Annotated in this window: 23 protein-coding genes and 3 tRNA genes; 21 read left to right on the top strand and 5 right to left on the bottom strand. The window is 70.1% G+C overall.

Annotated features, from left to right (window positions below; all coding sequences use genetic code 11):
* Positions 1 to 68 precede the first annotated feature (68 nt).
* The 6 genes from AS96_RS06905 to AS96_RS06880 all read left to right on the top strand — a co-directional run bounded on the left by AS96_RS06905 (position 69) and on the right by AS96_RS06880 (position 6,140).
* Positions 69 to 626, top strand: coding sequence for a hypothetical protein (locus tag AS96_RS06905; protein ID WP_036287405.1), 558 nt, complete (start codon positions 69 to 71; stop codon positions 624 to 626).
* Between the two features lie 63 nt (positions 627 to 689).
* A complete protein-coding gene (locus AS96_RS06900; RefSeq protein WP_036287402.1) occupies positions 690 to 1,403 on the top strand; it encodes a class I SAM-dependent methyltransferase in 714 nt (237 codons plus the stop codon).
* 137 nt (positions 1,404 to 1,540) lie between these two features.
* Positions 1,541 to 2,602 carry a polyprenyl synthetase family protein gene (locus tag AS96_RS06895; RefSeq protein WP_036287399.1) on the top strand — a complete coding sequence of 354 codons (1,062 nt, stop codon included), beginning with the start codon at positions 1,541 to 1,543 and terminating at the stop codon, positions 2,600 to 2,602.
* A 64-nt stretch (positions 2,603 to 2,666) separates the two neighbouring features.
* The gene (locus AS96_RS06890) at positions 2,667 to 4,040 is read left to right on the top strand and encodes an FAD-dependent oxidoreductase (protein WP_036287397.1); all 1,374 of its coding nucleotides are present in this window, start codon (positions 2,667 to 2,669) and stop codon (positions 4,038 to 4,040) included.
* A 195-nt stretch (positions 4,041 to 4,235) separates the two neighbouring features.
* Positions 4,236 to 5,063: a type IV toxin-antitoxin system AbiEi family antitoxin domain-containing protein gene (locus AS96_RS06885; protein WP_036287395.1), complete on the top strand. Its 828-nt coding sequence runs from the start codon at positions 4,236 to 4,238 to the stop codon at positions 5,061 to 5,063.
* 120 nt (positions 5,064 to 5,183) lie between these two features.
* Positions 5,184 to 6,140 (top strand): alpha/beta hydrolase, encoded by a 957-nt coding sequence (locus tag AS96_RS06880; protein WP_036287390.1) that lies wholly within the window; start codon positions 5,184 to 5,186, stop codon positions 6,138 to 6,140.
* 9 nt (positions 6,141 to 6,149) lie between these two features.
* On the opposite strand, the gene AS96_RS06875 is transcribed toward AS96_RS06880, so the two are convergent.
* Entirely contained in the window at positions 6,150 to 7,565 is a 1,416-nt protein-coding gene (locus AS96_RS06875; protein ID WP_051498781.1) for a D-alanyl-D-alanine carboxypeptidase family protein, read from the bottom strand.
* A gap of 244 nt (positions 7,566 to 7,809) precedes the next feature.
* Between AS96_RS06875 and AS96_RS06870 the strand changes: the two genes are divergently transcribed.
* On the top strand, positions 7,810 to 9,564 hold the full coding sequence (locus AS96_RS06870; protein ID WP_036287386.1) for an AMP-dependent synthetase/ligase: 1,755 nt from the start codon (positions 7,810 to 7,812) through the stop codon (positions 9,562 to 9,564).
* A gap of 32 nt (positions 9,565 to 9,596) precedes the next feature.
* Positions 9,597 to 10,472 (top strand): DUF1295 domain-containing protein, encoded by an 876-nt coding sequence (locus AS96_RS06865; protein WP_036287383.1) that lies wholly within the window; start codon positions 9,597 to 9,599, stop codon positions 10,470 to 10,472.
* Between the two features lie 296 nt (positions 10,473 to 10,768).
* Here AS96_RS06865 and AS96_RS06860 read toward each other — a convergent pair whose 3' ends face one another.
* A complete protein-coding gene (locus AS96_RS06860; protein WP_005049876.1) occupies positions 10,769 to 11,257 on the bottom strand; it encodes a YajQ family cyclic di-GMP-binding protein in 489 nt (162 codons plus the stop codon).
* A 96-nt stretch (positions 11,258 to 11,353) separates the two neighbouring features.
* On the opposite strand from AS96_RS06860, the gene AS96_RS06855 reads away from it, so the two are divergent.
* The 3 genes from AS96_RS06855 to AS96_RS15460 all read left to right on the top strand — a co-directional run bounded on the left by AS96_RS06855 (position 11,354) and on the right by AS96_RS15460 (position 13,096).
* Complete coding sequence (locus tag AS96_RS06855; RefSeq protein ID WP_036287381.1) at positions 11,354 to 11,839, top strand: FBP domain-containing protein; 486 nt, start codon at positions 11,354 to 11,356, stop codon at positions 11,837 to 11,839.
* A gap of 100 nt (positions 11,840 to 11,939) precedes the next feature.
* Positions 11,940 to 12,021, top strand: a tRNA-Tyr gene (locus tag AS96_RS06850).
* A gap of 124 nt (positions 12,022 to 12,145) precedes the next feature.
* A complete protein-coding gene (locus AS96_RS15460; protein WP_036287377.1) occupies positions 12,146 to 13,096 on the top strand; it encodes a hypothetical protein in 951 nt (316 codons plus the stop codon).
* Positions 13,097 to 13,099: 3 nt separating this feature from the next.
* Here AS96_RS15460 and AS96_RS06840 read toward each other — a convergent pair whose 3' ends face one another.
* Positions 13,100 to 14,665 (bottom strand): phytoene desaturase family protein, encoded by a 1,566-nt coding sequence (locus AS96_RS06840; protein WP_036287579.1) that lies wholly within the window; start codon positions 14,663 to 14,665, stop codon positions 13,100 to 13,102.
* A 31-nt stretch (positions 14,666 to 14,696) separates the two neighbouring features.
* On the opposite strand from AS96_RS06840, the gene AS96_RS06835 reads away from it, so the two are divergent.
* The 10 genes from AS96_RS06835 to AS96_RS06790 all read left to right on the top strand — a co-directional run bounded on the left by AS96_RS06835 (position 14,697) and on the right by AS96_RS06790 (position 24,148).
* A complete protein-coding gene (locus AS96_RS06835; RefSeq protein WP_036287374.1) occupies positions 14,697 to 15,488 on the top strand; it encodes an inositol monophosphatase family protein in 792 nt (263 codons plus the stop codon).
* 176 nt (positions 15,489 to 15,664) lie between these two features.
* Positions 15,665 to 17,086, top strand: coding sequence for a M23 family metallopeptidase (locus tag AS96_RS06830; protein ID WP_036287371.1), 1,422 nt, complete (start codon positions 15,665 to 15,667; stop codon positions 17,084 to 17,086).
* Between the two features lie 63 nt (positions 17,087 to 17,149).
* Positions 17,150 to 17,221 (top strand) — tRNA-Thr (locus AS96_RS06825).
* 35 nt (positions 17,222 to 17,256) lie between these two features.
* Positions 17,257 to 17,333: transfer RNA gene (locus AS96_RS06820), tRNA-Met, on the top strand.
* Between the two features lie 161 nt (positions 17,334 to 17,494).
* On the top strand, positions 17,495 to 19,222 hold the full coding sequence (locus AS96_RS06815) for an ABC transporter ATP-binding protein (RefSeq protein ID WP_036287368.1): 1,728 nt from the start codon (positions 17,495 to 17,497) through the stop codon (positions 19,220 to 19,222).
* Entirely contained in the window at positions 19,219 to 21,255 is a 2,037-nt protein-coding gene (locus AS96_RS06810; RefSeq protein WP_036287365.1) for an ABC transporter ATP-binding protein, read from the top strand. Before AS96_RS06815 ends, AS96_RS06810 begins: the two co-directional genes overlap by 4 nt.
* Positions 21,252 to 22,061 carry a sulfite exporter TauE/SafE family protein gene (locus AS96_RS06805; RefSeq protein WP_036287362.1) on the top strand — a complete coding sequence of 270 codons (810 nt, stop codon included), beginning with the start codon at positions 21,252 to 21,254 and terminating at the stop codon, positions 22,059 to 22,061. Before AS96_RS06810 ends, AS96_RS06805 begins: the two co-directional genes overlap by 4 nt.
* 91 nt (positions 22,062 to 22,152) lie before the next feature.
* A complete protein-coding gene (locus AS96_RS06800) occupies positions 22,153 to 22,602 on the top strand; it encodes a MaoC family dehydratase N-terminal domain-containing protein (RefSeq protein WP_036287359.1) in 450 nt (149 codons plus the stop codon).
* Positions 22,599 to 23,012: a MaoC/PaaZ C-terminal domain-containing protein gene (locus tag AS96_RS06795; RefSeq protein WP_036287357.1), complete on the top strand. Its 414-nt coding sequence runs from the start codon at positions 22,599 to 22,601 to the stop codon at positions 23,010 to 23,012. The genes AS96_RS06800 and AS96_RS06795 overlap by 4 nt, the downstream gene beginning before the upstream one ends.
* Complete coding sequence (locus AS96_RS06790) at positions 23,012 to 24,148, top strand: UDP-N-acetylmuramate dehydrogenase (RefSeq protein ID WP_036287355.1); 1,137 nt, start codon at positions 23,012 to 23,014, stop codon at positions 24,146 to 24,148. Before AS96_RS06795 ends, AS96_RS06790 begins: the two co-directional genes overlap by 1 nt.
* On the opposite strand, the gene AS96_RS06785 is transcribed toward AS96_RS06790, so the two are convergent.
* Together AS96_RS06785 and AS96_RS06780 are read right to left on the bottom strand one after the other, a co-directional pair.
* The gene (locus tag AS96_RS06785; protein WP_036287352.1) at positions 24,145 to 24,924 is read right to left on the bottom strand and encodes a phosphatase PAP2 family protein; all 780 of its coding nucleotides are present in this window, start codon (positions 24,922 to 24,924) and stop codon (positions 24,145 to 24,147) included. The genes AS96_RS06790 and AS96_RS06785 overlap by 4 nt on opposite strands.
* 57 nt (positions 24,925 to 24,981) lie before the next feature.
* Entirely contained in the window at positions 24,982 to 26,187 is a 1,206-nt protein-coding gene (locus AS96_RS06780; protein WP_197017270.1) for a pyridoxal phosphate-dependent aminotransferase, read from the bottom strand.
* Positions 26,188 to 26,226: the final 39 nt, after the last annotated feature.

The raw sequence follows: 26,226 nt of genomic DNA, 5'->3' as shown, positions 1-26,226 counted from the left end.
ATCAGCCTAATCCGCCGGGCGCACGCCGCAGCCGGGCGCCGAAGGTGAGGGCGGGTTAGGCTCCCGCCATGACCGATCGACCCGCGCCCGGCACCCCGCTCGTCTTCCGCTGGCGCAAGTGGGACGGCGCGCCGCACTGGGAGCACGAGTGCGTGTATCTCGGCAGCGACGTCCACGGCGACTGGGTCGGTCAGCGCGACGGCTGGCGCAGTGCCCGACCGGGCGTCGACACGGTCAGCGACGGCGACAACGTCACCCTGATCCCGCCGAGCGGCGAATACGCCGCCACCCTCAACGCGACCCACCCGCGCATCGCGATCTACATCGATGTGGCGTGGGATCTGCGGTGGGATGCCGCGGCGGACCCCGCCGGCATCCCGAGCCCCACGGGCATCGACATGGATCTCGACGTCGTGCGTGCCCGCGACGGCCGCGGCATCTGGATCGACGACCGCGACGAGTGGGACGAGCATCGCGTGCAGTACGGGTATCCCTTGGACATCGTCGAGCGCCTCGAACGCGTCGCCCTCGAGCTCGAGGTCGAGGTCCGTGCCGAGCGGGCGCCGTACGACCAGGCGACGGCGGCGCGCTGGCTCGCCGTTCTCGCGGCGCTGCCTCATCGCTGAGAGCCGCCGCGCTGCCGCGCCGCCGCGCTGCCGCGCTGCCGCGAGCGCGCCTAGGATCGAAGGGTGAGTGAACACCGCGCCGACCTGGGCAAGGATCCGTCCCGCGTGAGCGGCATGTTCGACGAGGTCGCCGCCGGTTACGACCGCACGAACACCGTGCTGAGCCTCGGCAACGACCGGCTGTGGCGCATCGCCACGACGCGTGCCATTGCCCCGCGGCCCGGCCAGCGCATCCTCGACCTCGCCGCCGGAACCGGCGCGAGCTCGGTCGCCCTGGCGCGCAGCGGCGCAGAGGTGGTGGCCGGCGACTTCTCGCCGGGCATGATCGCCGAGGGCCGCCGTCGTCACGGCCACGTGCCGAACGTCACCTTCGTCGAAGCCGATGCGATGGCGCTGCCGTTCGCCGACGGCGAGTTCGACGTCGTCACCATCTCGTTCGGCCTGCGCAACGTCAACGACCCGAAGAAGGCGCTCGCCGAGATGCTGCGGGTGACCGCCCCCGGCGGCATGCTGCTGGTGTGCGAGTTCTCGCACCCGCAGAACCCCGCGTTCGCGAGCCTCTACCGGTTCTACAACGACCGGATCCTGCCGACGGTGGCGCGCAGCGTGAGCTCGAACGCCGACGCGTACGACTACCTCAACGAGTCGATCAAGGACTGGCCCGACCAGGTGACGCTCTCGTCGTGGATCCGCGACGCCGGCTGGACCCGCGTCGCCCACCGCGACCTCACCTTCGGCATCGTCGCGCTGCACCGCGCGGTCAAGCCGCTCGTCTGAGCCCCGTTTCGACTCGCTGCCCTCGCTCACCGAGCGGGCGAGACAGCGACTCCCGGTCGTTGAGCGAGGGCGCGCAGCACCCGAGTCGAAACGGCCTCCGCGACCGCGGGTGCGACGGCCGCGGGTAGGCTGGGAGGGTGACTGCGAGCTCCTCCGCTGCCGGTGCGCGATTGACGGCCAACCTCGGTCTGGCCGAGCGTGTGCTCGCCGGTCCCCGGATGCGCAAACTGCTCGCCGTCGTCGAGGACGGCCTCGACCGCGTCGAGGACACCCTCGCCCGTGAGCTGCGCGTCAGCGACGCCCTCGCCGATGCCACGACCCGCTATCTCTACGAGGCAGGCGGCAAGCGGGTGCGGCCCATGCTCACCCTGCTCACCGCGCAGCTGGGCGAAGGCACCACAGAGAACGTCATCACGGGTGCCACGGCCCTGGAGATGACCCACCTGGGCTCGCTCTATCACGACGACGTCATGGACGGCGCGGACGTGCGTCGCGGGGTGCCCAGCGCCCACGCCGTCTGGGGCAACAACGTCGCCATCCTCACCGGCGACCTCATGTTCTCGCGCGCCAGCCAGCTCATGGCGCAGATCGGCGAACGCGCGATCCGTCTGCAGGCCGACACGTTCGAGCGTCTCGTCCTCGGACAGATGCACGAGACGGTCGGCGCTCAGGCCGGTGAGGACCCCGTCGACTTCTACCTCCAGGTGCTGGCCGACAAGACCGGATCGCTGATCGCGGCATCCGCTCAGGCCGGCATCCTGTTCTCGGACGCGCCGTCGGAGTACCGCCGTCCCGCGCTGGAGTACGGCGAGAAGGTCGGCGTGGCCTTCCAGTTGCTCGACGACGTCATCGACCTCTCCGACGATCCCACCGAGACCGGCAAGGTCCCCGGTACCGACCTGCGCGCCGGCGTGCCGACCATGCCCTACCTGCTTCTCGCCCGGGCCGCCGACCCGGCCTCGCGCGCGCTGAAGGCCACGATCGACGACGGCGTGGCGCGCATCGCCGACGGGGCAGACCCCGCGATCCTCGATGAGGCGATGCAGCAGCTGCGTACGCACGCCGTGACGGCCGAGACCCGTGCGAAGGCGTACGAGTGGGCGGATGCCGCGATCGCGGCGATCGATCCGCTTCCGGCCGGTCCCGTGCGCGATGCGCTGGTCAAACTCGCCCACGTCATCGTCGACCGCTCCAGCTGATCGCGTCTCGACCCGGGCCTGCCGGCCCTCGCCCCACGACCGGATGAACACGAAGGACACACCCATGACCAAGCTGAGGCTGGCCATCGTCGGCGCGGGCCCCGCCGGCATCTACGCGGCGGACATCCTGTTGAAGGCCGAGCGCAAGTTCGACGTCTCGATCGATCTGTTCGACCACCTTCCCGCTCCCTACGGACTCGTGCGCTACGGCGTCGCCCCCGACCACCCCCGCATCAAGGGGATCATCACCGCCCTTCGCGACGTGCTCGATCGCGGTGACATCCGCATCTTCGGCAACGTCCGCTTCGGTCAGGACCTCACCCTCGACGACCTGAAGCAGCACTACAACGCCGTCATCTTCGCCACCGGTGCGATCAAGGATGCCGACCTCGACATCCCCGGCATCGATGCGGCCGGCTCGTTCGGCGCGGCCGACTTCGTCAGCTGGTACGACGGCCACCCGGACTTCCCGCGCGAGTGGCCGCTGGATGCGGCATCCGTCGCCGTGATCGGAAACGGCAACGTCGCGCTCGACGTCGCGCGTGTGCTCGCCAAGCACGCCGAAGACCTCCTCGTCACCGAGATCCCCGCGAATGTGCAGGCGGGTCTGGAGGCCTCGCAGGTGACCGACGTGCACGTGTTCGGTCGACGCGGCCCCGCCCAGGTGAAGTTCACGCCGCTGGAGCTGCGCGAGCTCGGCGAGCTGCGCGACGTCGACATGGTCGTCTACGACGAGGACTTCGACTACGACGAGGCGTCGCGCACCGCGGTCGCCAGCAACAAGCAGGTCATGGTCATCGACCGGGTGCTGCAGTCGTGGCGTCAGCGGCCGGGCGTCAACAACGCGGGCGGCGAGGCGTCGCGCCGGCTGCACCTGCACTTCTGGGCCAAGCCCGTCGAGGTGAAGACCGACGACAGCGGCCGCGTCGCCGCTCTCGTGTACGAGCGCACCCGTCCGGACGGTCAGGGCGGCGTCATCGGCACCGGCGAGCTGCGCGAGGTGCCGATCCAGCAGCTGTACCGCGCCGTCGGCTACTTCGGATCGCCCCTGCCGGGCGTGCCGTTCGACAAGAAGCACGGCGTGATCCCCAATCACGAGGGTCAGGTGCTGCACAAGGACTCCAACGAGCGCGTGCCCGGCGTCTATGCGACCGGCTGGATCAAGCGCGGCCCGGTCGGACTCATCGGGCACACGAAGTCGGACGCGATGGAGACGATCAGCCACCTCATCAATGACCAGGCGTCGTGGTGGCAGCCCGCCGACCCGTCGCCGGAGGCGATCCCCGCCCTGCTGGCCGAGCGCGGCGTCGCCTGGACGGATCTGGACGGGTGGCACCGCCTCGACGAGCACGAGGTCGCTCTCGGCGCCCCGCACGAGCGTGCGCGCATCAAGGTCGTCGACCGGGACGAGATGGTCCGGGTCTCGCGCGGCGAGTAAGCCGTCGGTTCGGGAGGAGATGTCGCGTCGGGAGGTCGTTTTCGCGGCATCCGTCCTCCCGAACGGAAATCTCCTCCGCTGGCGCGCACGGGTGGGCCTGCTTCGACTCCTCCCCAGCGGGGCGAGGCGACAGGTTGTGCACGGATGCCGCGGCGCGCGGGGTCGCCGGCTGTGGCTCGGGTCACGATGTCGCACATGGATGCCGCGACGTGGGCCCGTGCACGCGGAGGCGTGGTCCGCAGCGATCGGATCGCTCGAGCCGGATACGGGCGCGGTGCGCTCGACCGCGCGGTGGCGCGGCGGGAGCTGGTGCGCGTGGCTCGCGGCTGGCTGGCCGTACCGGATGCCGACCCGCACCTGACCGCGGCGGCACGGTCGGGCGTGGTGATCTCGTGCGTGACGCAGGCGCGCCGGCGCGGCTGGTGGGTGCACGACGACGACGCGCGCGTTCACGTCGCCGCTCACGCTCACGCCGGGAGGGCGCCGACGGCCACCGCGGTCGTGCACTGGGTGCGGCCGGTGGTGCCGCGGCATCCGGATGCACTGGTCGATGCTCCCGAGAACGTGCTCGCTGCGGTCGCCGCGTGCCAACCGTTCGAGGTCGCGTTGGCGGTGTGGGAGTCGGCTCTGCGGAAGGAAGAGGTCAGCGCCCCGGCGCTGGCACGGCTTCGCCTTCCGGCCTGTGCGCGCCGTGTGCTCGCGGCGGCGGAGGTCTGGTCCGACTCGGGATTGGAGACGATCGTCGTGCCCCGGTTGCGGTGGATGCGTCTGTCGCTGCGGCGCCAGATCTGGATCGCCGGCCACCGCGTCGACCTGCTCATCGGCGAGCGGCTCGTCCTGCAGATCGACGGCGGCCACCATGTCGGAGCGCAGCGCGATGCCGACAACGCGCACGATGCCGCCCTCATGCTGCTCGGGTATCACGTGATCCGCGTCGGCTATCGACAGGTGATCCATCAGTGGGAGCAGGTGCAGGACGTGCTCATGCGTGCGGTCGCCCAGGGACTCCACCTCGCGCGCTGAACCGCCCGGGAGGAGATGTCGCGTCGGGAGGTCGCTGCCGCGGCATCCGTCCTCCCGAACGGAAATCTCCTCCGCTATCACCGTCGCCCCCCACAGAGGGGCCGCGGATAGGCTGGCGACATGGCGGGCGAGTGGGTCGCAGACATCCTCGGGCCGGGCTTCGAACAGCTCACGCTCGAGCTCGGCGCGGACGCCGATCCCGCCACCCTCGTGCGCTCGCTCCCGCGGATGCCGTGGCTGCGACCGTTGAACGGTGTGGACGTGCTGTACGTGCACGGGTGGTCGGACTACTTCTTCCAGACGGAGCTGGCGCGCTTCTGGACGGGCCTCGGTGCCCGGTTCTACGCCCTGGACTTGCACGGATACGGCCGGAGCCTGCGCCCGGGGCAGATCCCCGGATACGTCACGACGCTCGACGACTACGATCCCGACATCGCCGCCGCCCTCGCCGCGATGGGCACGCACGATCGCGGCCGGCGGCTCGTGCTGCTGGGGCACTCGACGGGAGGACTCACCCTGAGCCTCTGGGCGGCACGGCATCGCGGCGCGGCCTCCGCCGTCGTGCTCAACAGTCCGTGGCTGGAGCTGCAGACGGGCGCGATCGGGCGTCAGGCCATCGCCCCGATCATCGCGATGCGGGCACGCTTCGACCCTCTCGGCGCGCACCCAGTCGTCGATCTCGGCTTCTACACGCGCGCGCAGCGCGAACTGGGGACACTGCCCGACAGCCCCGAAGGCTGGCGTCCCGAGCGGGGCTTTCCCACCCATCCGGGCTGGCTCGCCGCCGTGATGCGGGGTCATGCCGCGGTCGCCGGCGGCCTGACGATCGACGCCCCGGTGCTCACCCTGCTCTCCGCCGCGTCGACGACGCCGCTGCAGTGGGCGCCGGAGATGACCTCCACCGACAGCGTGCTGGTGGTCGCCGACATCGCCCGCGCGGCGACGCGACTGGGGCCGCTCGTGACGATCGCGCACATCGACGGCGCGATCCACGACGTGTTCCTGTCGGCGCCGGAGCCGAGGGATGCCGCGTACGGCGCACTGCGCCGCTGGCTCGTCTCGGGCGCGCTCGGCTGACCCGTCCGCTCAGCCGCCGGGCGTGGAAGTCGGGGACGGGCTCACGCTCGGCGACGGCGACGGCGACGGGCCGCCGATCAGCGAGGGATGGGTCAGCTTCCACCAGCCGTCGGGAGGGGCGATCGTTCCGCGCACGGCCACCGCGACGCTGGCACTGCGGCCGCCGGAGGTCCACGTCGCGATGCCGATCTGCTGGCCGTCCTGGCCGGTCGGCGCAATCGTCAGCGTGATCGATGCGGTGATCGGCGTATCGGACCACGTGAGCAGGCTCTCGTCGCGTGACAGCACCAACTGCGCCTCCCCGCCCCAGGGGCTCGTCACCGTGCCGACCGGTGTTCCCGCTTTCGCGACCGGCACCAGGTGCACGCCGGCGGCGACGCTGCGCAGCGCGGTGGTGACATCGGCATCCACCTGCTCCCGCGACTGTCCATCGAGCGAGACACCGACGATCTTCAGCGGTTCGCCCAGTCCGGGGTTGCTCGTCGCGGTGTAGAGCAGTGCGAACGTCCCGGCGCCGAGGTTGCCCGTCTTCAGCCCGGTCACACCGTCGCTGCCGAGCAGATCGTTGGTGTTGTCCACCTCTCCGACCGTCGGGACGGTGGCTGACGGCATCGACGTGATCCGGGCGAGGGCGGGGTTGGCCGCGGCGAGCTGTCCGATGGCGAGCAGATCACTCGGCGTGCTCGTGTTGCGCTCATCGATGCCGGTGGGCTCGACGATCGTCGTTCCGTTCAGCTGGTGAGCCTGGAGCCACGTGCGCGTCGCGGAGACGTAGCCCGAACGGGAGCCGAAGGCCCACATCGCCACCGCGTCGGCATAGTTGCTCGCCGACGGCAGCAGCATGGTGGTCAAGGCGTCGCGCAGCGACATGGAGCTGCCGGTCGGCATGGCGGCCACGGTCGCGCCGAGCACGTAGTACTGGTCGTACAGGTCGTGGTCGGCCTTGTCGAACGTGATCGTCGGACCGGGGTCGTCGGCGCTCTGCAGCGGATGAGCGTCGAGCACGACGAGCGCGGTGATCAGCTTGCTGATGCTCGCGATCGGTCGGGGCTGGTCGTCACCGCTCACCGCGTGCAGTCCCGCCGCCCCCAGATCGCCTGCGGCGCCGACCACCGAGATCGCGGCGGCCCGTCCGGAGGGCATCGCCAGCGCTGCCGGGGCGCCCGGCGCCACGGTCGGAACGCGTGTCGTCGTCTCGAGCGCGGGCAACGGCGCCGAGAGGGCCCACGCCGTGTAGCCGCCGGCGCCGGCGACGATCGCGAGCACGACACCTGCGGCGATCAGCCAGCCACGGCGGCGGCGGCGCCGACGCCGGCGCAGGCGCTCGGCATCCTCGGCGGACAACGACACGTGCGGCGCACCGCTGGGGGCCGAGGCCATCAGGTCGGCGAAGTCCTCGAGCCCGTCGTCGTGCGGCATGGTCATCGGCCTCCCCGTCTGGTGACGGCGCGCGCCGGGAGCCGCGGCATGACAGCGGAGGAGCTCACTCTGCGAGCGTATCCGGTCGCGCACGCGGCGAGAGCCTCCATACCGTGTCGGCGGGCGTTTCGGCAACCCATCCGGGCGTCGGGCGCGAGCGTGGCAGGATCTTGGAGCGGACACCCGATCCGATCGGGCCACGGCTCCGAACAAGAGGCAGCTACGCCCATCCCGAAGGAGAGCTCCGTCCGTGAGAGAAGTCTCGACTGCGCCGCTTGCCGACCTGTCGGCGTACCGCAATGTGACCGACCTGCTGACGCGTCGGGTCGACGAGGCTCCCGACCACGTCGCCTTCGACGTGCGCGAAGGAGAACGGTGGCGGCCGGTGACCACAGCGGCCTTTGCCGCCGAAGTGAGCGCGGTCGCCAAGGGGCTGCTGGCCGACGGCCTGCGACCCGGCGACGCCGTGGCGATCATGGCCCCGACGCGCTACGAGTGGGCCGTCGCCGACCTGGCCGTCTGGTTCGCGGGAGGCGTCGTCGTGCCCGTGTACGACTCCTCCGCGCCGAGCCAGGTCGCGGCGATCGTCGCCGACGCCGGCGTGCGTGTCGCTTTCTTCGGTGACGAGCGCTCCCGGTCCGCGTTGACGGCGGCCGGGGTGCCGACCGTCCTGTCCCTGACGCGTGGCCTGGCCGACCTCGCCGCTCGCGGCGGCCTCGTCGACGACGCCGCGCTCGAGCGTGCCCGCACGGATGCCGGCCCCACCTCGCCCGCGACGATCGTCTACACCTCGGGCACGAGCGGCACGCCCAAGGGCGTCGTCCTCAGCCACGAGAACTTCCTCGGGCAGGTGCTCAACATCGCCGCCGCGTACTCCGACATCGTGCGCGCGGACGGCAGCACGGTGATCTTCCTTCCCCTGGCGCACGTGCTGGCCCGGGGGCTGCAGCTGATCTGTCTCGCCAGCGGCATGCGCATCGCTCATCTCTCGGAGCCGTCGGAGGTCGTCGCCTCGCTCGCGGAGCTGCGCCCGACCTTCCTCGTGGTCGTGCCCCGCATTCTCGAGAAGATCGCCGCGGCGGCCGGGGCGAAGGCCGCCGACAAGCACCTCGGGCGGGTCTGGGATGCCGCGGTTCGCACCGCCACAGAGCTTGCACGGCGTGAGGAGCAGATCGACGACGGCGAGAGGCCCGCGTCGTCGTGGAGCCTGGAGCTGCGTCGCCGCGTGTTCGACGCCCTCTTCTACCGTCGCATCCGCGGCCTCATGGGCGGGCGCATCGGCTACGTGCTCTCGGGCGGTGCGACGCTGCCGTCGCGGCTGTCGTTGCTGTTTCGCGGCATGGGCATTCCGGTGATCGAGGGGTACGGGCTGACCGAGACGACCGCGCCTCTCACCGGCAACCTTCCCGGTCGCATCCGCTCGGGCACCGTCGGGGTGCCGCTTCCCGGCTCGACCGTGCGCATCGCCGACGACGGCGAGGTGCTCGCGAAGGGTGTCGGTGTGTTCGCCGGCTATCGCAACGCGCACGATGACCGTGACGCCTTCGTCGACGGCTTCTTCCGCACCGGTGATCTCGGCAGACTCGACGAGCGCGGCCGTCTCGTGCTGGAGGGACGCGTCAAGGACGTCGTCACGACGTCGGGTGGCAAGACCGTCGCCCCCGCGCGGTGGGAAGCGGCGATCGAAGAGCACCCCGTCATCTCTTCGGCGGTGACCGTGGGGGAGGGGCGGCCGTATCTGACCGCACTCATCGTGCTCGACCAGGATGCGGTCACCGCCGCACGCGGCAGCGCCGTGGCGCTGGATGACCCCGACCTCGGCGCAGAGGTGCAGCGGGCCGTCGACGAAGCCAACGCGCTGGTCTCGCGCAGCGAGCAGGTGCGACGGTTCGCGCTCGTCTTCGCGGATGCCGAGGATCGCGAGATCGTGACACCGACGCTGAAGATCCGGCGTCGTCAGCTGCTCGACCGCGAGTCGGGCACCATCGACGCCCTCTACCTCTGATCCGCCCTACGCCCCTCAACCGGAGAACTCCCATGTCACAGCGCCCGGGCGCCATCCTCGTCACCATCCTCGTCGTGCTCGGCATCGGCGCAGCACTCGCGGTCGCCGGCGGAAGCGCCGGCGCATCGTGGGGCGGCATCCCGCTGTTCGCGCTCGCGGTCGTCGTGGCATTCGCGATCCAGGTCGTCGCCTACATTCCGGCGGCGCTGCTGCGTACCGAGAAGTTCTTCGATCTCACGGGAGGCCTGACGTTCGCACTGGTCGCGATCGTCTTGCTGGCGGCGGTCGCGCCGGCCTCGGTGCGGGCGTGGGTGCTGGCCGTCATGATCGTCGTGTGGGGAGTGCGGCTGTCCGTGTTCCTGTACGTGCGGGTGCACGCGCAGGGCGCGGACGGCCGCTTCGATGACATCAAGATCAACCCTTTGGCGTTCCTGCGGGTCTGGATCATCCAGGGTCTGTGGGTCGCCGTCACGTCGTCGGCCGCGTGGGTCGGCATCACCGCCGCAACGGCAGACGGGCTCGACGTGTGGATCATCGTCGGTGCCGTGGTGTGGCTCGTGGGCCTGCTCATCGAGGTCGTCGCCGACGGGCAGAAGGCGGCGTTCCGCAAGGATGCCGCCAACAAGGGGCGCTTCATCGATTCGGGCGTCTGGGCGTGGTCACGGCATCCGAACTACTTCGGCGAGATCCTCGTCTGGGTCGGCGTCGCGATCGTCGCGCTGCCGGCGGCCGTGGGCTGGCAGTGGGTCACCGTGATCTCGCCGCTGTTCGTGATCCTTCTGCTGACGCGGGTGAGCGGTCTCCCGATGCTGGAGAAGCGCGCCGACGCGCGCTGGGGTGACGAGCCGGCCTATCAGGAGTACAAGAAGCGCACCCCGGTGCTGGTGCCCGGTCTCGGTCGCGGGTAGGGCCTCGGGCGGCCGCGGCCTGAGACCCGCAGCCTGCGAGAAGCAGCATTCTCGCGGCGGTCACCGCGGTCACCGCGGGCGCCGCTACCAGGCGGCGTGAGCGTCGTCGGATGTCATGCACGCCGAAACCTTACGGTTCCCGGTGATGAATCCGGTGAGTGCCCTCGCCCTCATCGCCCCGGTGCCTCGTCGCCCCGGCGCAGGCAATCTGCCCGGCGCAGGCAAAGACGGCCCAGATCGGCCTGTTCTCGGCAGATCGCCTGCGCCGAGCAAGCCGCTTCGCCCCGGTGCCCGGCTTACCGGTAGTTGACGAACTGCAGGTCGACGTCGAGGTCGGCCGCCTTCAGCATCCGCTGCACTTCCTGCAGGTCGTCGCGCGACTTGGACTGCACGCGCAGCTCGTCGCCCTGGATCTGCGCCTTGACCGACTTGGGTCCCTCGTCGCGGATGAGCTTGGTGATCTTCTTCGCATTCTCGGAGGAGATCCCCTCCTTGAGCGTGGAGGTGATGCGGTACTCCTTGCCGGAGGCCTGCGGCTCACCCGACTCGAGCGACTTCAGGGAGATGCCCCGCTTGATCAGCTTCGACTGGAACACGTCCAGCACGGCCTTCGCGCGCTCTTCACTGTTGGCCTTGATGAGGATCGCCTCGCCGCTCCAGTCGATCGACGCGTCGGTGCCCTTGAAGTCGTAGCGCTGCTCGACCTCTTTGCGGGCCTGGTTGAGCGCGTTGTCCGCCTCCTGGCGGTCGATCTTGGAGACGATGTCGAAAGAGGAGTCAGCCATGCGTGGCAGTCTAGCCGCGGCCGTGCGAGCAGGCCCAGGACGCCGAGCGGATGCCGAGCCCGCGCCCGCGGCCGGGCTCTTTCGTAGACTGGACGGATGCAGCCGCTCACGGAGAACCAGGTGCGCGCCGCCCTCGTCAACGCGACACCCGATGAGCTCGACCGCGTGGGCGTTCCGCTCTCTCTCGTGCTCGCGGACTGGGATCACCTCGATTTCCTCGCGTGGTCCGATCCGGACTTCCGAGGTCGGGGCTACATGATCGTCGAGCGTGACGGCGTGCCCACGGGGATCGTGCTGCGCGCGGCATCCGGATCCCGTCCGCGCGCGGCGATGTGCAACCTCTGCCACACGATGCAGCCCGGCAATCAGGTCGCCCTGTTCACGGCGCGACGGGCGGGGGATGCCGGGGATCGCGGCGACAGCGTCGGCACCTACATCTGCGCCGATCTGGGCTGCCACGAGAACGTCCGCCTTGCGGCGCCGCTCGCGCCGAGCGAGGTGCGTGCCAGCGTCGACCGCCGCATCGACGGGACGCGCCATCGCGTGGAGGCCTTCGTGGAGCGGGTCGTGGCCCCGCTCTGACGCGCGCGATGCGGCCCGTGGTTTTTCGGAACGCGTGCGGCCGGGTAAGATGGTTGATCGCGCCTCCGGTCGACTGCAAAAGCCGGGCGGGTGCGCACTTGGCGAGTTACCCAAGCGGCCAAAGGGATCTGACTGTAAATCAGCCGTCTTCGACTTCGGGGGTTCGAATCCCTCACTCGCCACCCACCGAAAGGCCCCGCAGATGCGGGGCCTTTCGCTTTCCCGCGTGCGCAGCGACACTCTCGCGCCGTCGCACCCGCGTGACAGGATGGGTGCACGGCTGGATGCCCGACGAAGGGGAGAGACATGACCGAACCGACGAGTTCACCGCAGTCGAACAAGATCCTGCGAGCGACGATCTGGGTCGCGATCGGCGCTCTGATCGCCGCCGCCCTCGTGTGCGTGGTGTGGGTACTGATCGGCGACTCGAACGGCATCGTGGGTAAGGCGTTCCTGACGATCCTGCTGCTGGCCGGCTTCGCCGGCGTCTCGATCGCCGAGTCGAACATGGCCCAGAACCGGCCCACCTGGCTCGCGCTGACGAGCATGATCTCGTGGGTGCTCATCCTGCTGGTGGGAGCGTTCCTCATCTGGATGCCGACCAGCGGCTACTTCGGCGCCGGCGCCGAGCGCGTGTTCAAGTTCATCGTCATCGCGCTCATCATCCAGGGGGCTCTCCTGCACGCACGCCTCTTCCTCAAAGCGTTCCAGCGGCACCAGACGACCTTCACCTCGATCGTCACCTACGTGACCATCGGGCTCGTCGTCATCCTCATGGTCATGCTCGTGCTGCCGCTGATGACCGACGAGTTCGTCACCTACCGTCCGCTCTACTGGCGCGTGGTCGTCGCGCTCGCGATCCTGTCGGCGGTGGGCACGGCGCTCCTGCCGCTGGTCAACGCCCTCTTCGCCCCGAAGCGTCCGCGCCCGCACCTCGCCGCCCCCTACGGTGCGGCTCCTTACGGTTCGGCCCCACTCCCCGTGGCGGCGCCCGCTGCCCCGGCTCAGCCGCCCGCGCCGGCACCGGCACCCGCTCCGGCGGCATCCGCACCGTGGCCCACCTTCGCCGACGGCGTCACGCCGCTGCCGGTGTTCCCCGACGGCTCGCCGGACTGGAACGCCTACTACACGGGTCAGCCCTCGCCCGGCGCACGCTTCTGGTTCACGGAGGGCGCAAGCGCCCCGACGGCTCCGGCCGCGCAGGGGCACGACGGGTACCCGCCGGCCCCGCCGCTGCCGCCCCAGCAGCACAGCTGAGGGTCAGTCGAGCATCTCCAGCGCCGCCATCGCGGCGTTATGGCCGCCGATGCCGCTGACGGCGCCGCCGCGGCGCGCGCCCGAGCCGCACATCAGCACCCGCTCGTGCGCCGTCGCCACGCCCCAGCGCTCGGCCGCCGTCTCGAGCGGCTCGTCGTCGCCCGCCCACGGCCACGACAACGGCCCGTGGAAGATGTCGCCGGCGGTCATGCCGAGCGATCCCTCCAGGTCCGTGGTCGTCCGCGCTTCGATGCACGGCGAGCCGTCGGGCGCGACGTACAGGCAGTCGGCGAGCGGTTCGGCGAGCACCGCGTCGAGCGAGCGGGTCGCGGCATCCACGAGCGTCGACCGGTAGTCGGCGCTCGTGACACCGGCAGCCAATCGGTGCGGAACCTGCAGTCCGAACAGGGTGAGCGTCTGCGCGCCCGACTGCTGCAGAGCCGGTCCGAGAATCGACGGATCGGTGAGGGAGTGGCAGTAGATCTCGGCGGGAAGGGGACGCGGGATGCCGCCGTCCACCGCGGCCGCGTAGGCGTCGTCGAGCTGGGTCATCGTCTCGTTGACGTGGAACGTGCCGGCGAAGGCCGCTTCGGGCGAGACCGTCGTGTCACGCAGCTGCGGCAGACGTGACAGCAGCATGTTGACCTTCAGCTGCGCGCCCTCCGGTGCCGCGTCGTCCGCGGGGTCCGCCGCGTCGCCGAGGAGCCGATCGAGCACCGCGGGGCCCACGCCGCTGAGAACCAGGCGTCCGGTGAGGATCTCGCCCGAGGCGAGCGTCACGGTGCCGCCGGGCGCGACCGCGCTTACGGTCGCGTTGACGCGGATCTCGGCGCCCGCGCGGCGCGCCGCGTTCTCGAGCGCGGCGCTCACTCGGCCCATGCCGCCGACGGGGACGTCCCAGTCGCCGGTGCCGCCGCCGACCACGTGGTAAAGGAAGCAGCGGTTCTGGCGCAGGGAGGGATCGTCGGCCCAGGAGAAGGTGCCGATGAGACCGTCGGTGAGGGCGATGCCGCGCGCGATGTCGGTGCCCAGCCCGTCGCGCAGCAGGCCGCCCAGCGGTCGCGTCGTGAGCGCGTCCCAGAGCGCGGTGTCGGCGACCTCCGCTAGCATCTCGCCCGCGCGGCGCAGGGGCTCTGTCACCGAGGGGAAGACGGTCGCAGCGAGCGGGAGGAGGCGGTCGGTGAACGCCTCGAAGCGCTCCGCCTCGCGGAGGTCACCGGTCGTGCGGATGACGCTCGCGGTGGTGGCCGCGGCATCCGCGTTGTCGATGAGGATGCCGCGGGACGGGTCGGCGGGGTCGGGGGTGTACGACGAGTAGCGGCGCCGTCGCAGGTCGAGGCGCAGATCGAGGTCGTCGATGATCGTGCGGGGCAGCAGGCTCACGAGGTACGAGTAGCGCGACAGGCGCGCGTCCACGCCCGCCCAGGGCTGCTCCGACACCGCGGCGCCGCCGACGCGGTCCTGCCGTTCCAGCACGACGACGCGCTTGCGCGCCCGGGCGAGGTAGGCGGCGGCGGTGAGGGCGTTGTGGCCGCCGCCCACGATCACGACGTCGTAGTGCGCGCTCATGAGGCCACGGTAGTGCGCGTAGCGTGGAGGCATGGTGGATGCCGCGCAGTGGGAAGAGATCGCCGTCGACATCGCACGGGAGGCCGGCGCGCTCGCGCGGCGTCGCCGGGCCGAGGGCGTCGCGGTGGCGGCGACCAAGTCCACCCTCGCCGACATCGTGACCGAGGCCGACCGCGAGGTGGAGCAGCTCATCCGCGACCGGCTGGCCGCAGTCCGGCCCGACGACGGCTTTCTCGGGGAGGAGTCCGACCCGCAGCCCGGCACGAGCGGTGTGACCTGGATCGTCGACCCCATCGACGGCACGGTCAACTACGCCTACGGCATTCCGCAGTACGCGGTCAGCATCGCCGCCGTGACCGGGGAGGCGACGCCCGAGACGTGGGTCGCACAGGCCGCGGCGGTCTACAGCCCCGCCGTCGACGAGCTCTTCCACGCGCACCGCGGTGGAGGGGCCTGGCTCGGCGATCAGCCTCTGCACGTGTCGACGGTGACGGACGCCGGGGCCCTCCTCGCGACCGGCTTCGGATACGACCCCGCCACCCACGACGGCGACCTGGCGCGGGTGCGCCGGATGATGGTGCTCGCCCGCGACCTGCGTCGCGCCGGCGCGGCCTCGCTCGACCTGGCCTACGTCGCCGCCGGGCGGCTCGACGGGTACTTCGAGCGCGGGCTCAAGCCGTGGGACCACGCGGCGGGAGCGCTGCTGGTGACGGAGGCGGGCGGCATCGTCGGCGGTCGCCCGGGCGGCGCGCCCGGTGCGGAGATGACGATCGCGGCCGGTCCGGAGCTGTTTCCGCGGATGCGCGAGCTGCTGGAGGTGTGAGGCGTCCGCGGGTTGATAGGAACGTGGACCGTGTGTCCATGGCATTCCCAGCGACCACGATGTAGTGTTTACCCGATCGTTATCTTTGCCGGCCCGAACGGCGAAGCGATCCGAAGCCCGTAGTACGTCGTCGTGCGGAGCACCCTTCCGCGCGGCCTGACGAGAGCCTGTGTGATTTGACCCCCGACACCCCCGCGGCCGATGCGACGCCCTCGCGGCGTGCCAGCCGACGAACCGAGTCGGCCGCAACGCCGACCGGGCCGGGTGCACTGACCCGCGCTGAATACCGTCGCCTGGCTGCCCAGGCCGCCGCCGAGGCCGCTCCCGCGGACGACGTTCTCCCTGTCGCTTCTGCCGCCGTCGCCGAGGTGACGCAGCCCGAGGCGCCTGTCGAGTCCGCGCCCGCCGAGCCCTCCCTCGCCGAGTCGGTCGTCGCCGACGTCGCTGCGGCGATCGTCGCCGAAACCGTCGTCGGCGCACAGCCCGACGAAGCCTCCCGTCGGCGTCTGCGCCGTGCCGCGCGAGCCGTGTTCGAATCGGTCGCCACCGAAGATGCGTCCGCGGTCGCCGTGACGGCGGCCGCCGCCGTGGACCACGAAGCGGATGCCGTGCCCGCTCCGGTCGCCGACCAGCTCCCGAGCGATTCCGCGTTCGTCGCGGCATCCGAGAGCTGCGACCTCGACGAGTTCGAGTTCGCTGCCCGCCTGTTCTCCTTCACGGGGGAGACGCCCGTGCAGCGTCCCTCGACCGCCGTTGCCGAGCCGGCGGAGCCGGTTTCCGCTGCCGAGGCCGTCGTCCATGTCGCCGCACGTCGCCGCCCGCGTGGCGCGGCGATCGCCAAGCGAATGGCTGCGGCGTCGTTCTCGGTGGGCGTCATGGCGGTCGTCGGCCTGCTTGCCGTGGGCACGACCACGCCGGCGGCTGCGATCGCCTCGGCATCCGACTCGTCGAACACCGCCACGCAGCCCACCGTCGTCGCCGCCAGCCAGAAGCTGACGAAGAGCTCGGATGCCGGTCAGATCCAGGCGTTCGTCGCTTCGGGAACCGATGCTCCGACCGCGCTGGATCGACCCGAAAGCTACAACGTCACGTCGATGTCGGAGCTTGCGGCCGAGTCGGGCGTGCGCCTGTTCGCGAACACGTGGGTGAACGACCCCTCGTCGCCCATCCAGTACCCGTTCCCCGTCGGGGTGCCGATCTCGGCCGCCTTCGGGTCCATCGCGTACCTCTCGGAGTTCGCCACCCCCCACAACGGCGTCGACCTGACCCCGGGTGAGGGCGCGGAGATCCACGCTGTCGCCGCGGGCACCGTGCGCATCGCGACCGAGTCCGGTGGCGATTACGGTGTGACGGTGCTGATCGACCACATCATCGACGGCCAGCTCGTCTCCACTCGCTACGGCCACATGCAGTACGGCTCGCTGCAGGTGAAGGTGGGCGACAAGGTCACCGCCGGACAGGTCATCGGCCGCGTCGGACAGACCGGCAAGTCGACCGGACCCCACCTGCACCTCGAGGTGCTGCTGGGGGGCACCACCCGCATCGACCCGATGCCGTGGCTGGCCGAGCACACCAAGCCCGGCCACACCGTCGGCTGAGCCGATTCTGTCGGACGCCCCGGCTCTGATATTCTTTTCTGGTTGCCCCGCGAGGGGTGGCACGCCCCGATAGCTCAGTGGCAGAGCACTTCCATGGTAAGGAAGGGGTCGTCAGTTCAATCCTGACTCGGGGCTCGCAGCATCCACATCTCGCCGTGTGGGTGCGGCGCGGCGGGGTAGCTCAGTTGGTGAGAGCGCACGACTCATAATCGTGAGGTCGCGGGTTCAAGCCCCGCTCCCGCTACCAAAAACCCAGATCAGCCCCGGACAGTCCGGGGCTGTTTTGCGTTTTGGGCGGTGGGGCTCGTACGCCGCCCCGAGGCACGGTTCGCAGCACGCGACGAGTGCATGTCCGAGCCCGGCGATAGCATGAACCCGTTCCCACCCGGCCCGTAGACGGAGCCCTTCATGCTTGGAAAACTCCTCGTCCGATATCTCTGGACGTACAAGTGGTGGCTGCTGGGCGTGCTCGTCTTCCAGTTCGCCTCGGCGATGGCGTCTCTCTACCTGCCGCGCCTGAACGCCGACATCATCGACAAGGGTGTCGCCGCGGGCGACACCGGCTACATCTGGTCGCGCGGCGGCTTCATGCTGCTCATCGCGCTGGGGCAGATCGTCGCCTCGGTCATCGCGACGTTCTTCGCCGCGCGCGCCGCTATGAGCGCCGGACGCGACATCCGCCGCGACGTCTACGACAAGGTCAGCGGCTTCTCCGAGCGTGAAGTCTCGTCGTTCGGGGCGGGTACGCTCATCACTCGCAACACCAACGACGTCCAGCAGGTGCAGATGCTCGCGATGATGGGCGCCACCATGCTCGTCACCGCGCCGCTGCTGGCTATCGGCGGCGTCATCATGGCCGTCCAGCAGGATGCCGCGCTCAGCTGGCTCATCGCCGTCGCGGTGCCGACGCTGCTCGTGATCGCCGGTTTCATCATCAGCCGCATGGTGCCGTTGTTCCGCGAGTATCAAGGCAAGCTCGACGGCGTCAACCGCGTCATGCGCGAGCAGCTCACCGGCGTGCGCGTCGTCCGCGCGTTCGTGCGTGAACGCATCGAAGAGGCCCGGTTCCGCGTCGCGAACACCGACATCATGGTCGTCGGACGCAAGGTCGGCTCGCTGTTCGTGCTCATGTTCCCGCTGGCGATGCTGGTGCTCAACCTCACCGTCGTCGGCGTCATCTGGTTCGGCGGCATCCAGGTGGATGCCGGTGACGTGCAGATCGGCACCCTCTTCGCCTTCATGCAGTACGTCGGTCAGATCCTCATGGGCGTGCTCATGGCGACGTTCATGACGATCATGATCCCGCGCGCCGCGGTCTCCGCAGATCGCATCGGAGAGGTGCTCGACTCGACCGATGCGCTGCACCGCCCGGCGCGACCGGTCACGCAGTTCCCCGATCTCGGCGCCGTCGAGTTCGACGACGTCACCTTCAGCTACCCCGGCGCCGAGGCGCCCGTCCTCGAGAACATCTCGTTCCGCGCCGCCCCCGGCCAGACCGTCGCCATCGTCGGATCGACCGGTTCGGGCAAGACGACGCTCGTCTCCCTCATCCCGCGACTGTTCGACGTGACCGGCGGCACCGTGCGCGTCGGCGGCGTCGACGTGCGCGAGGCCGACCTCGACGAGATGTGGCGGGGCATCGGCTACGTCCCGCAGCGCGCGTTCCTGTTCACGGGCACGGTCGCCAGCAACCTCCGCTTCGGACGCGAGGACGCGACCGACGACGAGCTGTGGCAGGCGCTCGAGATCGCCCAGGGGCGCGATTTCGTCGCCGAGATGGACGGCGGCCTCGATGCGCGCATCGCGCAGGGCGGCACCAACGTCTCGGGTGGTCAGCGCCAGCGCCTGTCGATCGCTCGCGCCATCGTGCACCGCCCGCACGTGCTCGTGTTCGACGACTCGTTCTCGGCGCTCGACGTCACGACCGATGCCCGGCTACGCCAAGCTCTCTGGCGCGCGTTTCCCGAGGTGACCAAGATCGTCGTCGCCCAGCGCATCTCGACCATCGCGGATGCCGACGTCATCGTCGTCCTCGACGACGGGCGCATGGTCGGCATCGGCACGCACGAGGAGCTTCTCGCCGCAAACGACACGTACCGAGAAATCGTCGAATCGCAGTTGGGAGTGGACGCATGAGCGCGCCGAACACCGCCGCCCTCTCCGAAGAGGAGCGCGAAGAACTCGAGCTCGCCGAACAGGCGCGGCTCAACTCCGGATCCTGGGATTCCGTCGCCCCCGGCAAGGCCGCCAACTTCGGTCGCAGCTTCGTGCGGATGATCGGCCTGCTCGCCCCGTACAAGTGGGCATTCGGGTTCGTCTCGGTCCTCGGCGCGGTCGGCGTCGTCCTCGCCGTGATCGCACCGAAGGTTCTCGGTGAGGCGACCAACATCCTCTTCGAGGGCGTCGTCTCGGCATCCCTCGCTGCGCAGTTCCCCGCGGGGACGAGCCAAACCCAGGTCGTCGACGCCCTGCGCTCCGCGGGGCAGAACGACATCGCCAACATCGTCTCCGCGATGCACGACTTTCAGGTCGGCGCCGGCGTCGACTTCGAGCGTCTGAAGTCGGTGCTCGTCGCTGTTCTCGCGATCTACGTCGTGTCGGCCGTGCTCACCTGGCTGCAGGGCTACGTCATCAACGTGATCATGGTGCGCACCATGTGGCGCCTGCGGGAGTCGGTCGAGGCGAAGATCAACCGTCTGCCCCTGTCGTACTTCGACCGGGTGCAGCGGGGCGAGCTCATCTCGCGCGTCACGAACGACATCGACAACATCACCCAGACCATGCAGCAGTCGTTGTCGACCGCCGTCACGAACGTGCTGACGGTCGTCGGTGTGCTCATCATGATGTTCTCGATCTCGTGGCAACTCGCGATCGTCGCCCTCATCGCCCTGCCGCTGATGGGCGTCATCTTCGGAGTCATCGGCCCGAAGTCGCAGAAGGCCTTCGCGACGCAATGGCGCAAGGTCGGCCGGCTCAACGCACGCGTCGAGGAGTCGTTCTCCGGTCACGCGCTCGTGCGCGTGTACGGCCGCGAGAAGGATTCGCGGGAGAAGTTCCAGCAGGAGAACGAAGAGCTCTACCGGGCCGCGTTCAAAGCCCAGTTCCTGTCGGGCCTGATGATGCCGGCGATGATGTTCATCGGAAATCTCTCCTACGTCGGCATCGCCGTGCTCGGCGGTCTGATGGTGGCCTCCGGCCAGCTGCGGCTCGGTGACGTGCAGGCGTTCATCCAGTACTCGCAGCAGTTCACCCAGCCGCTGTCGGAGCTCGGCGGCATGGCCGCCGTCGTGCAGTCCGGAACGGCCTCGGCCGAACGTGTCTTCGAGCTCCTCGACCAAGACGAGCAGGAGCCGGATGCCGAAGACGCGCCCGCCCTCCGCGAGGGACGCGGCGTGATCGAGTTCCAGAACGTCGCGTTCTCGTACAGTCCCGACAAGCCGCTCATCCGCGACCTGTCCTTCCGCGTCGAGCCGGGCCAGACCGTCGCGATCGTGGGTCCGACCGGCGCGGGCAAGACGACGCTGGTGAACCTGCTGATGCGCTTCTACGAGCTCGACGGCGGACGCATCCTCCTCGACGGCCAGGACATCTCCGCGCTCACCCGAGACGACGTCCGCTCGCGCACCGGCATGGTGCTGCAGGATCCGTGGCTGTTCGCCGGCACGATCCGCGAGAACATCCGCTACGGCAACGAGGAGGCCTCCGACCTCGAGATCGTCGAAGCCGCTGTCGCGACCCGGGTCGACCGCTTCGTCCACTCCCTTCCCGACGGGTACGACACCGTGCTCGACGAGGACGCCGCCAACGTCTCGGCCGGTGAGAAGCAGCTCATCACCATTGCGCGCGCGTTCGTCGCCGAGCCGAGCGTGCTCATCCTCGACGAGGCGACGAGCTCGGTCGACACCCGCACCGAGCTGCTGCTGCAGCACGCGATGTCGGCGCTGCGCGAAGGGCGCACGTCCTTCGTGATCGCCCACCGTCTGTCGACGATTCGCGACGCCGACCTCATCCTCGTGATGGAGCACGGCGACATCGTCGAGAAGGGCAGCCACGACGAGCTGATCGCCGCGGAGGGTGCCTACTGGCGCCTCTACCGCTCGCAGTTCGAGCAGGCCGCCGCCGGCGCCGACGACCCCGCCCCCGAGGTCGGCACCGGGGCCGACGCGTGAGCCCGGCCGCAGCCGCGACGCCCGCCCGGCGTCGCGACCTTCGCTTCGTGCTGTCGTGCATCGGCGTCGGCCTCGCCGCCGGTCTGCTGTCGGGCTTGTTCGGGGTCGGCGGTGGCACCGTCATCGTTCCGATGCTGGTGCTCCTGCTGCGCTTCGACCAGCGGCTCGCGGCGGGCACGTCGCTGGCGGCCATCGTGCCCACGGCATCCGTCGGCGTCGTCTCCTACGCGATCCACGGGTCCGTCGCCTGGATCCCCGCGCTCATCCTCGCCGCCGGAGCCGTCGTCGGCGCGCAGATCGGTTCGTGGCTGCTCGCCCGCATCCCGCAGAACGCGCTGCGCTGGGGATTCGTGGGCTTCCTCGTCATCGTGATCGTGATGCTGTTCATCGTCGTCCCCTCGCGCGATGCCGCGCTCGAGCTCACGGTCGCATCCGGCATCGGCTTGGCGGTGCTGGGGCTGTTCACGGGCGTGATGGCGGGGTTGCTGGGTGTCGGCGGCGGGGTCATCGTCGTTCCCGCGCTCATCTTCCTCTTCGGTACGAGCGACCTCATCGCGAAGGGAACCTCGCTGCTCATGATGATCCCGACCGCCATCTCGGGCACCGTGGGCAACGTCAAGCGCCGCAACGTCGACCTGGTCGCCGCCGCGCTCGTCGGCGTCGCGGCGTGCACCACGACGGCTCTCGGCGCCTGGATTGCCACGCTGCTGTCGCCCCTGGTCGCCAACATCCTCTTCGCGTGCTTCCTCACCTTCATCGCCGCGCAGATGGCGGCGCGGGCCATCCGCGCTCGTCGCGCGCGCTGACGCGTTCATCCGTCCCGAACCGTCGCCACGGCGGGTTTGATGCGGCGCCTGCGGACGGACGAGCGGGCAGCGCCGTCGATAGGATCGAGTTGTGTCAGTGAATCCTGAGCTGGTGGGTCGTGTCTTCCCGCCAACCGCTTCCTATCTCGTGGGCCGCGAAAAGGTGCGCGAATTCGCGCGGGCCGTCTTCGCCGACGCCCCCCAGCACCTCGACCCCGCCGCCGCTCAGGCGCTGGGTTACCGCGACGTCGTCGCACCGCCCACCTTCGCGATGGTCGTCCAAGACCTCACGATGCAGCAGCTGCTGGCCGTCGAGGACTCCGGCATCGCTCTGGAACGTACCGTGCACGCCGAGCAGCGCTTCCACTACAGCCGTCCCATCGTCGCCGGAGACGAGCTCACCGCGCAGCTCAGCATCACCGGCATCCGCCCGTTCGGCGCCGGAGCGATGGTGACCAGCGCGGCGGAGATCACCGACGCCGACGGCGCCCACGTCGTCACCGCGACATCCGTTCTGCTCATCGGAGGCGAGGTCTCATGACATCCGCAGCCCTGGAGGTCGGCACCGTCGTCGCCGAGCGCACCGTGCACCTGACCCGCGAGTCGCTGGTGCGCTACGCGGGCGCATCGGGTGACTTCAACCCCATTCACTATCGCGACGACGTCGCCGAACGCGTCGGTCTGCCCGGCGTGCTCGCGCACGGCATGCTGACGATGGGCCTCGCCGTCGAGACCATCGTCGAGTGGCTCGGCGACGCCGGACGCATCGTCGACTACGGCGTGCGCTTCACGCGTCCCGTCGTGGTGGATGCCGAGGGTGGTGCCGACCTCTTCGTCTCGGCCAAAGTCGGCGCCCTCGACGACGAGGCCGCCCGCATCGACCTCACCGTCACGTTCGGCGACACGACCGTGCTCGGCAAGGCGCAGGTGCGCGTGCGCCACCAGTCCTGATGGCCGAGATCACGCCGGTCCCGCTCGCCGACCTGACGACCCTGCGTGTCGGCGGCACGCCCCTGCGCATGGTCGAGGCCCGCACCCGCGACGAGCTCATCTCGGCGCTGCAGGAGGCGTGGTCGCAGGGAGAGCCGTGGCTCGTGCTCGGCGGCGGCTCGAACCTGCTCGCCGGTGACGAGCCCTTCGACGGCACCGTCGTGCTGGTGCGCACCTCCGGCATCCAGCGTGTCGAGGGCGCTCGGGAGGGTCACGTCCGCCTGCGCGTCGAAGCCGGTCACAACTGGGACGCCCTCGTCGAGTACACGGTCGCGGCCGGGCTGGCCGGCATCGAGGCCATGAGCGGCATCCCCGGCTCTGCCGGTGCGGCGCCCATTCAGAACGTCGGCGCATACGGGCAGGAGATCGTCGAGACGCTCGTCGAGGTCGAACTGCTCGACGAGGCCACCGGCGAGGTGGAGACCGTCTCGGCCGACGCACTCGGCTTGGGCTTTCGCACGTCGGTGCTCAAGCAGCACTACGGTCGGGGCGCCGAACGCTCCGGCGTCATCGTCTCGATCACCCTCGAACTGCAGGACGTCGGTGCCGGCGACATTCCCGTGCGCGGCGCTCAGCTGCGTCAGGCGCTGCGCCTGGCTCCGGATGCCGCGGTGTCGCTCCGGTGGATCCGCGAGACGGTCCTGGCGACACGCGCCGCCAAGGGCATGGTGCCCGATGACGCCGACCCCGACACCCACAGCGCCGGGTCGTTCTTCCAGAACGCGATCGTCTCGGCATCCTTCGCGCGCACCCTCCCGCCCGAGTGCCCTCGTTGGCCGATGGCCGTGGAGATCGAACCGGTCACCGTCATCCCCCTGGCCGCCTTCGACGGCGTCGTGCCTCCGCCGGTCTCGGTTCAGCCCGACGTCAAGGTGAGCGCCGCCTGGCTGATCGAGCACGCCGGTCTCGGCAAAGGCTTCCGGCTGCCACGCTCTCGAGCCGGATTGTCGACGAAGCACGCGCTCGCCCTCACGAACCGTGGCGGGGCGACCGCGGGCGAGATCGCCGAACTCGCGCGTTACATCCAGCACCGGGTGCAGTCCGAGTTCGGTTTGCTGCTGCAGCCCGAACCGGTGCTGGTGGGCGTCGAACTCTAGATCTCTCCGGGCCCGCCGTGGCGGCGGGGTCCCGGCGCGGCCTCTGCTGGCTCGGGTCGCGGCACTTCCCGCAGGAACGGGACGAGCGGCATGAGCATGCGCACCCAGACGATGCGGGCCGCTGGAAAGACGCCCAGCGCCCACCCCACCGATGCGAGCGCGTCGGTGGGGTAGTGCACGCCGAGGATCGCGACGGAGAACACGACCACGACGACGGCGATCGTGCCGAGCACGATCGCAGGCCGGTGCCAACGTGTGCCCTTCAGCATGAGCACCAGGGCGAGCACCAGCGCGGTGACGAAGACCACGTGCCCGCTGGGATACGACGGATCGACCGGCATCTGCGCCACCGGGTGCGGCAGCAGGGTCGCGTCCGGACGCGGGCGGCCGACCGCGATCTTGACGATGTCGGACGGGATCCAGGTCAGCGCAATCGTGCCGGCGAAGGCGATCGCCAGCGCCAGTCGCCCGCTCAACGCCCACACGATGCCGGTGACGATCACGGTGATGACGATCGCCGGCACAGGAGAGAACAGGTCGTACACGAGGGCGGTGACCTGGCCGAGGCCGTTGATGTGCCACCCGTTCATCGCCCGTGACAGATCCGCGTCGATGGGCGCGGCGCGCAGAGCCAGTCCGGCGCTGATGAGGAACACGATCGCCGCCAGCCCGACGACCAGCGTGGTCGCCGGGTGCTCTGACGGTGCGAGCAGCGCGTTGCGGCGGCGGCGCGATCTGCGCGACGCCACGAGGAGGGAGGATGTCGACGGGCGCATGGAGTTCGATCGTTCTCCGTCCGGCTATGTGCTTTCTGAGTGTGCGTGGGCGTCGGATCAGTCGGTGCCGAACAGCTTCTGCAGGCGCTGGACGCCCTCCAGCAGCTGGTCGTCGCCCAGCGCGTAGGAAAGACGCAGGTATCCCGACGGGCCGAACGCCTCACCGGGAACGACCGCGACCTCGGCCTGGTCGAGAATGAGGTCGGCGAGCTCGAGCGAGGTGTCGACACGGGTGCCGTTCCACTCCCGTCCGAGCAGGCCCGTCACGTCCGGGTAGACGTAGAACGCGCCGAGCGGGTTGGGCGCCGTGACCCCCGGGATCTTCGCGAGCTCCGACACGATCAGCCGGCGCCGGCGGTCGAAGGCCTGACGCATGTCCTCTGCTTCGGTCTGCGGTCCGGTGAGCGCGGCCAGTGCGGCGCGCTGCGCGACGTTGTTGACGTTCGAGCTCAGGTGCGACTGGAGGTTGCCGGCGAGCTTGATCGCGTCGGCGGGGCCGACCATCCAGCCCACACGCCAGCCGGTCATCGCATAGGTCTTGGCGACCCCGTTGACGAGGATGGTCTGTCCGGCCAGCTCCGGCACCGCGTCGACGATCGAGACGGCCCGCGCGCCTTCGTAGACGAGGTTCTGATAGATCTCGTCGCTGATCACCCAGATGCCGTGCGCGAGCGCCCACTCGCCGATCGCCTTCGTCTCCTCGGGTGTGTAGACCGAGCCGGTCGGGTTGGAGGGGGAGACGAAGACGAGCACCGTCGTCTTGTCGGTACGGGCGGCCTCGAGCTGGTCCACGGTGACCTTGTAGTCCTGGTCGGCGCCGGCGAAGACCTCGACCGGGATGCCGTCGGCCAGCGCGATCGCCTCGGGATACGTCGTCCAGTACGGCGCGGGCAGGAGCACCTCGTCACCCGGGTTCGCGACCGCTTGGAAGGCCTGGTAGACGGCCTGCTTGCCACCGTTGGTCACGATGATCTGCGACGGGGCGACCTCCAGGCCCGAGTCGCGGAGGGTCTTCGCGGCGATCGCCTCGCGCAGCACGGGCAGGCCGGCGGCGGGCGTGTAGCGGTAGTTGGCGGGGTCGTGGAGGGCGTGCGCGGCGGCATCCACGATGAACTGCGGCGTCGCGAAGTCGGGCTCCCCGGCCGCGTAGGAGATGACGGGGCGGCCGGCGGCCTGCAGGGCCTTCGCCTTCGCATCGACTTTGAGGGTCGCGGACTCGGCGATGGCAGACAGCTTGCGGGACAGGGGAGCGCGTTCGGTCACAGGCAAAAGCGTAGTGGTCCCGGCCACCGGCGGCACGGA

The organism is Microbacterium sp. MRS-1, assembly GCF_000585455.1.
Lineage (GTDB): Bacteria > Actinomycetota > Actinomycetes > Actinomycetales > Microbacteriaceae > Microbacterium > Microbacterium laevaniformans.
The sequence above is the reverse complement of the archived record's forward strand: the minus strand, read 5'-3'. Positions and strand labels throughout refer to the sequence as shown.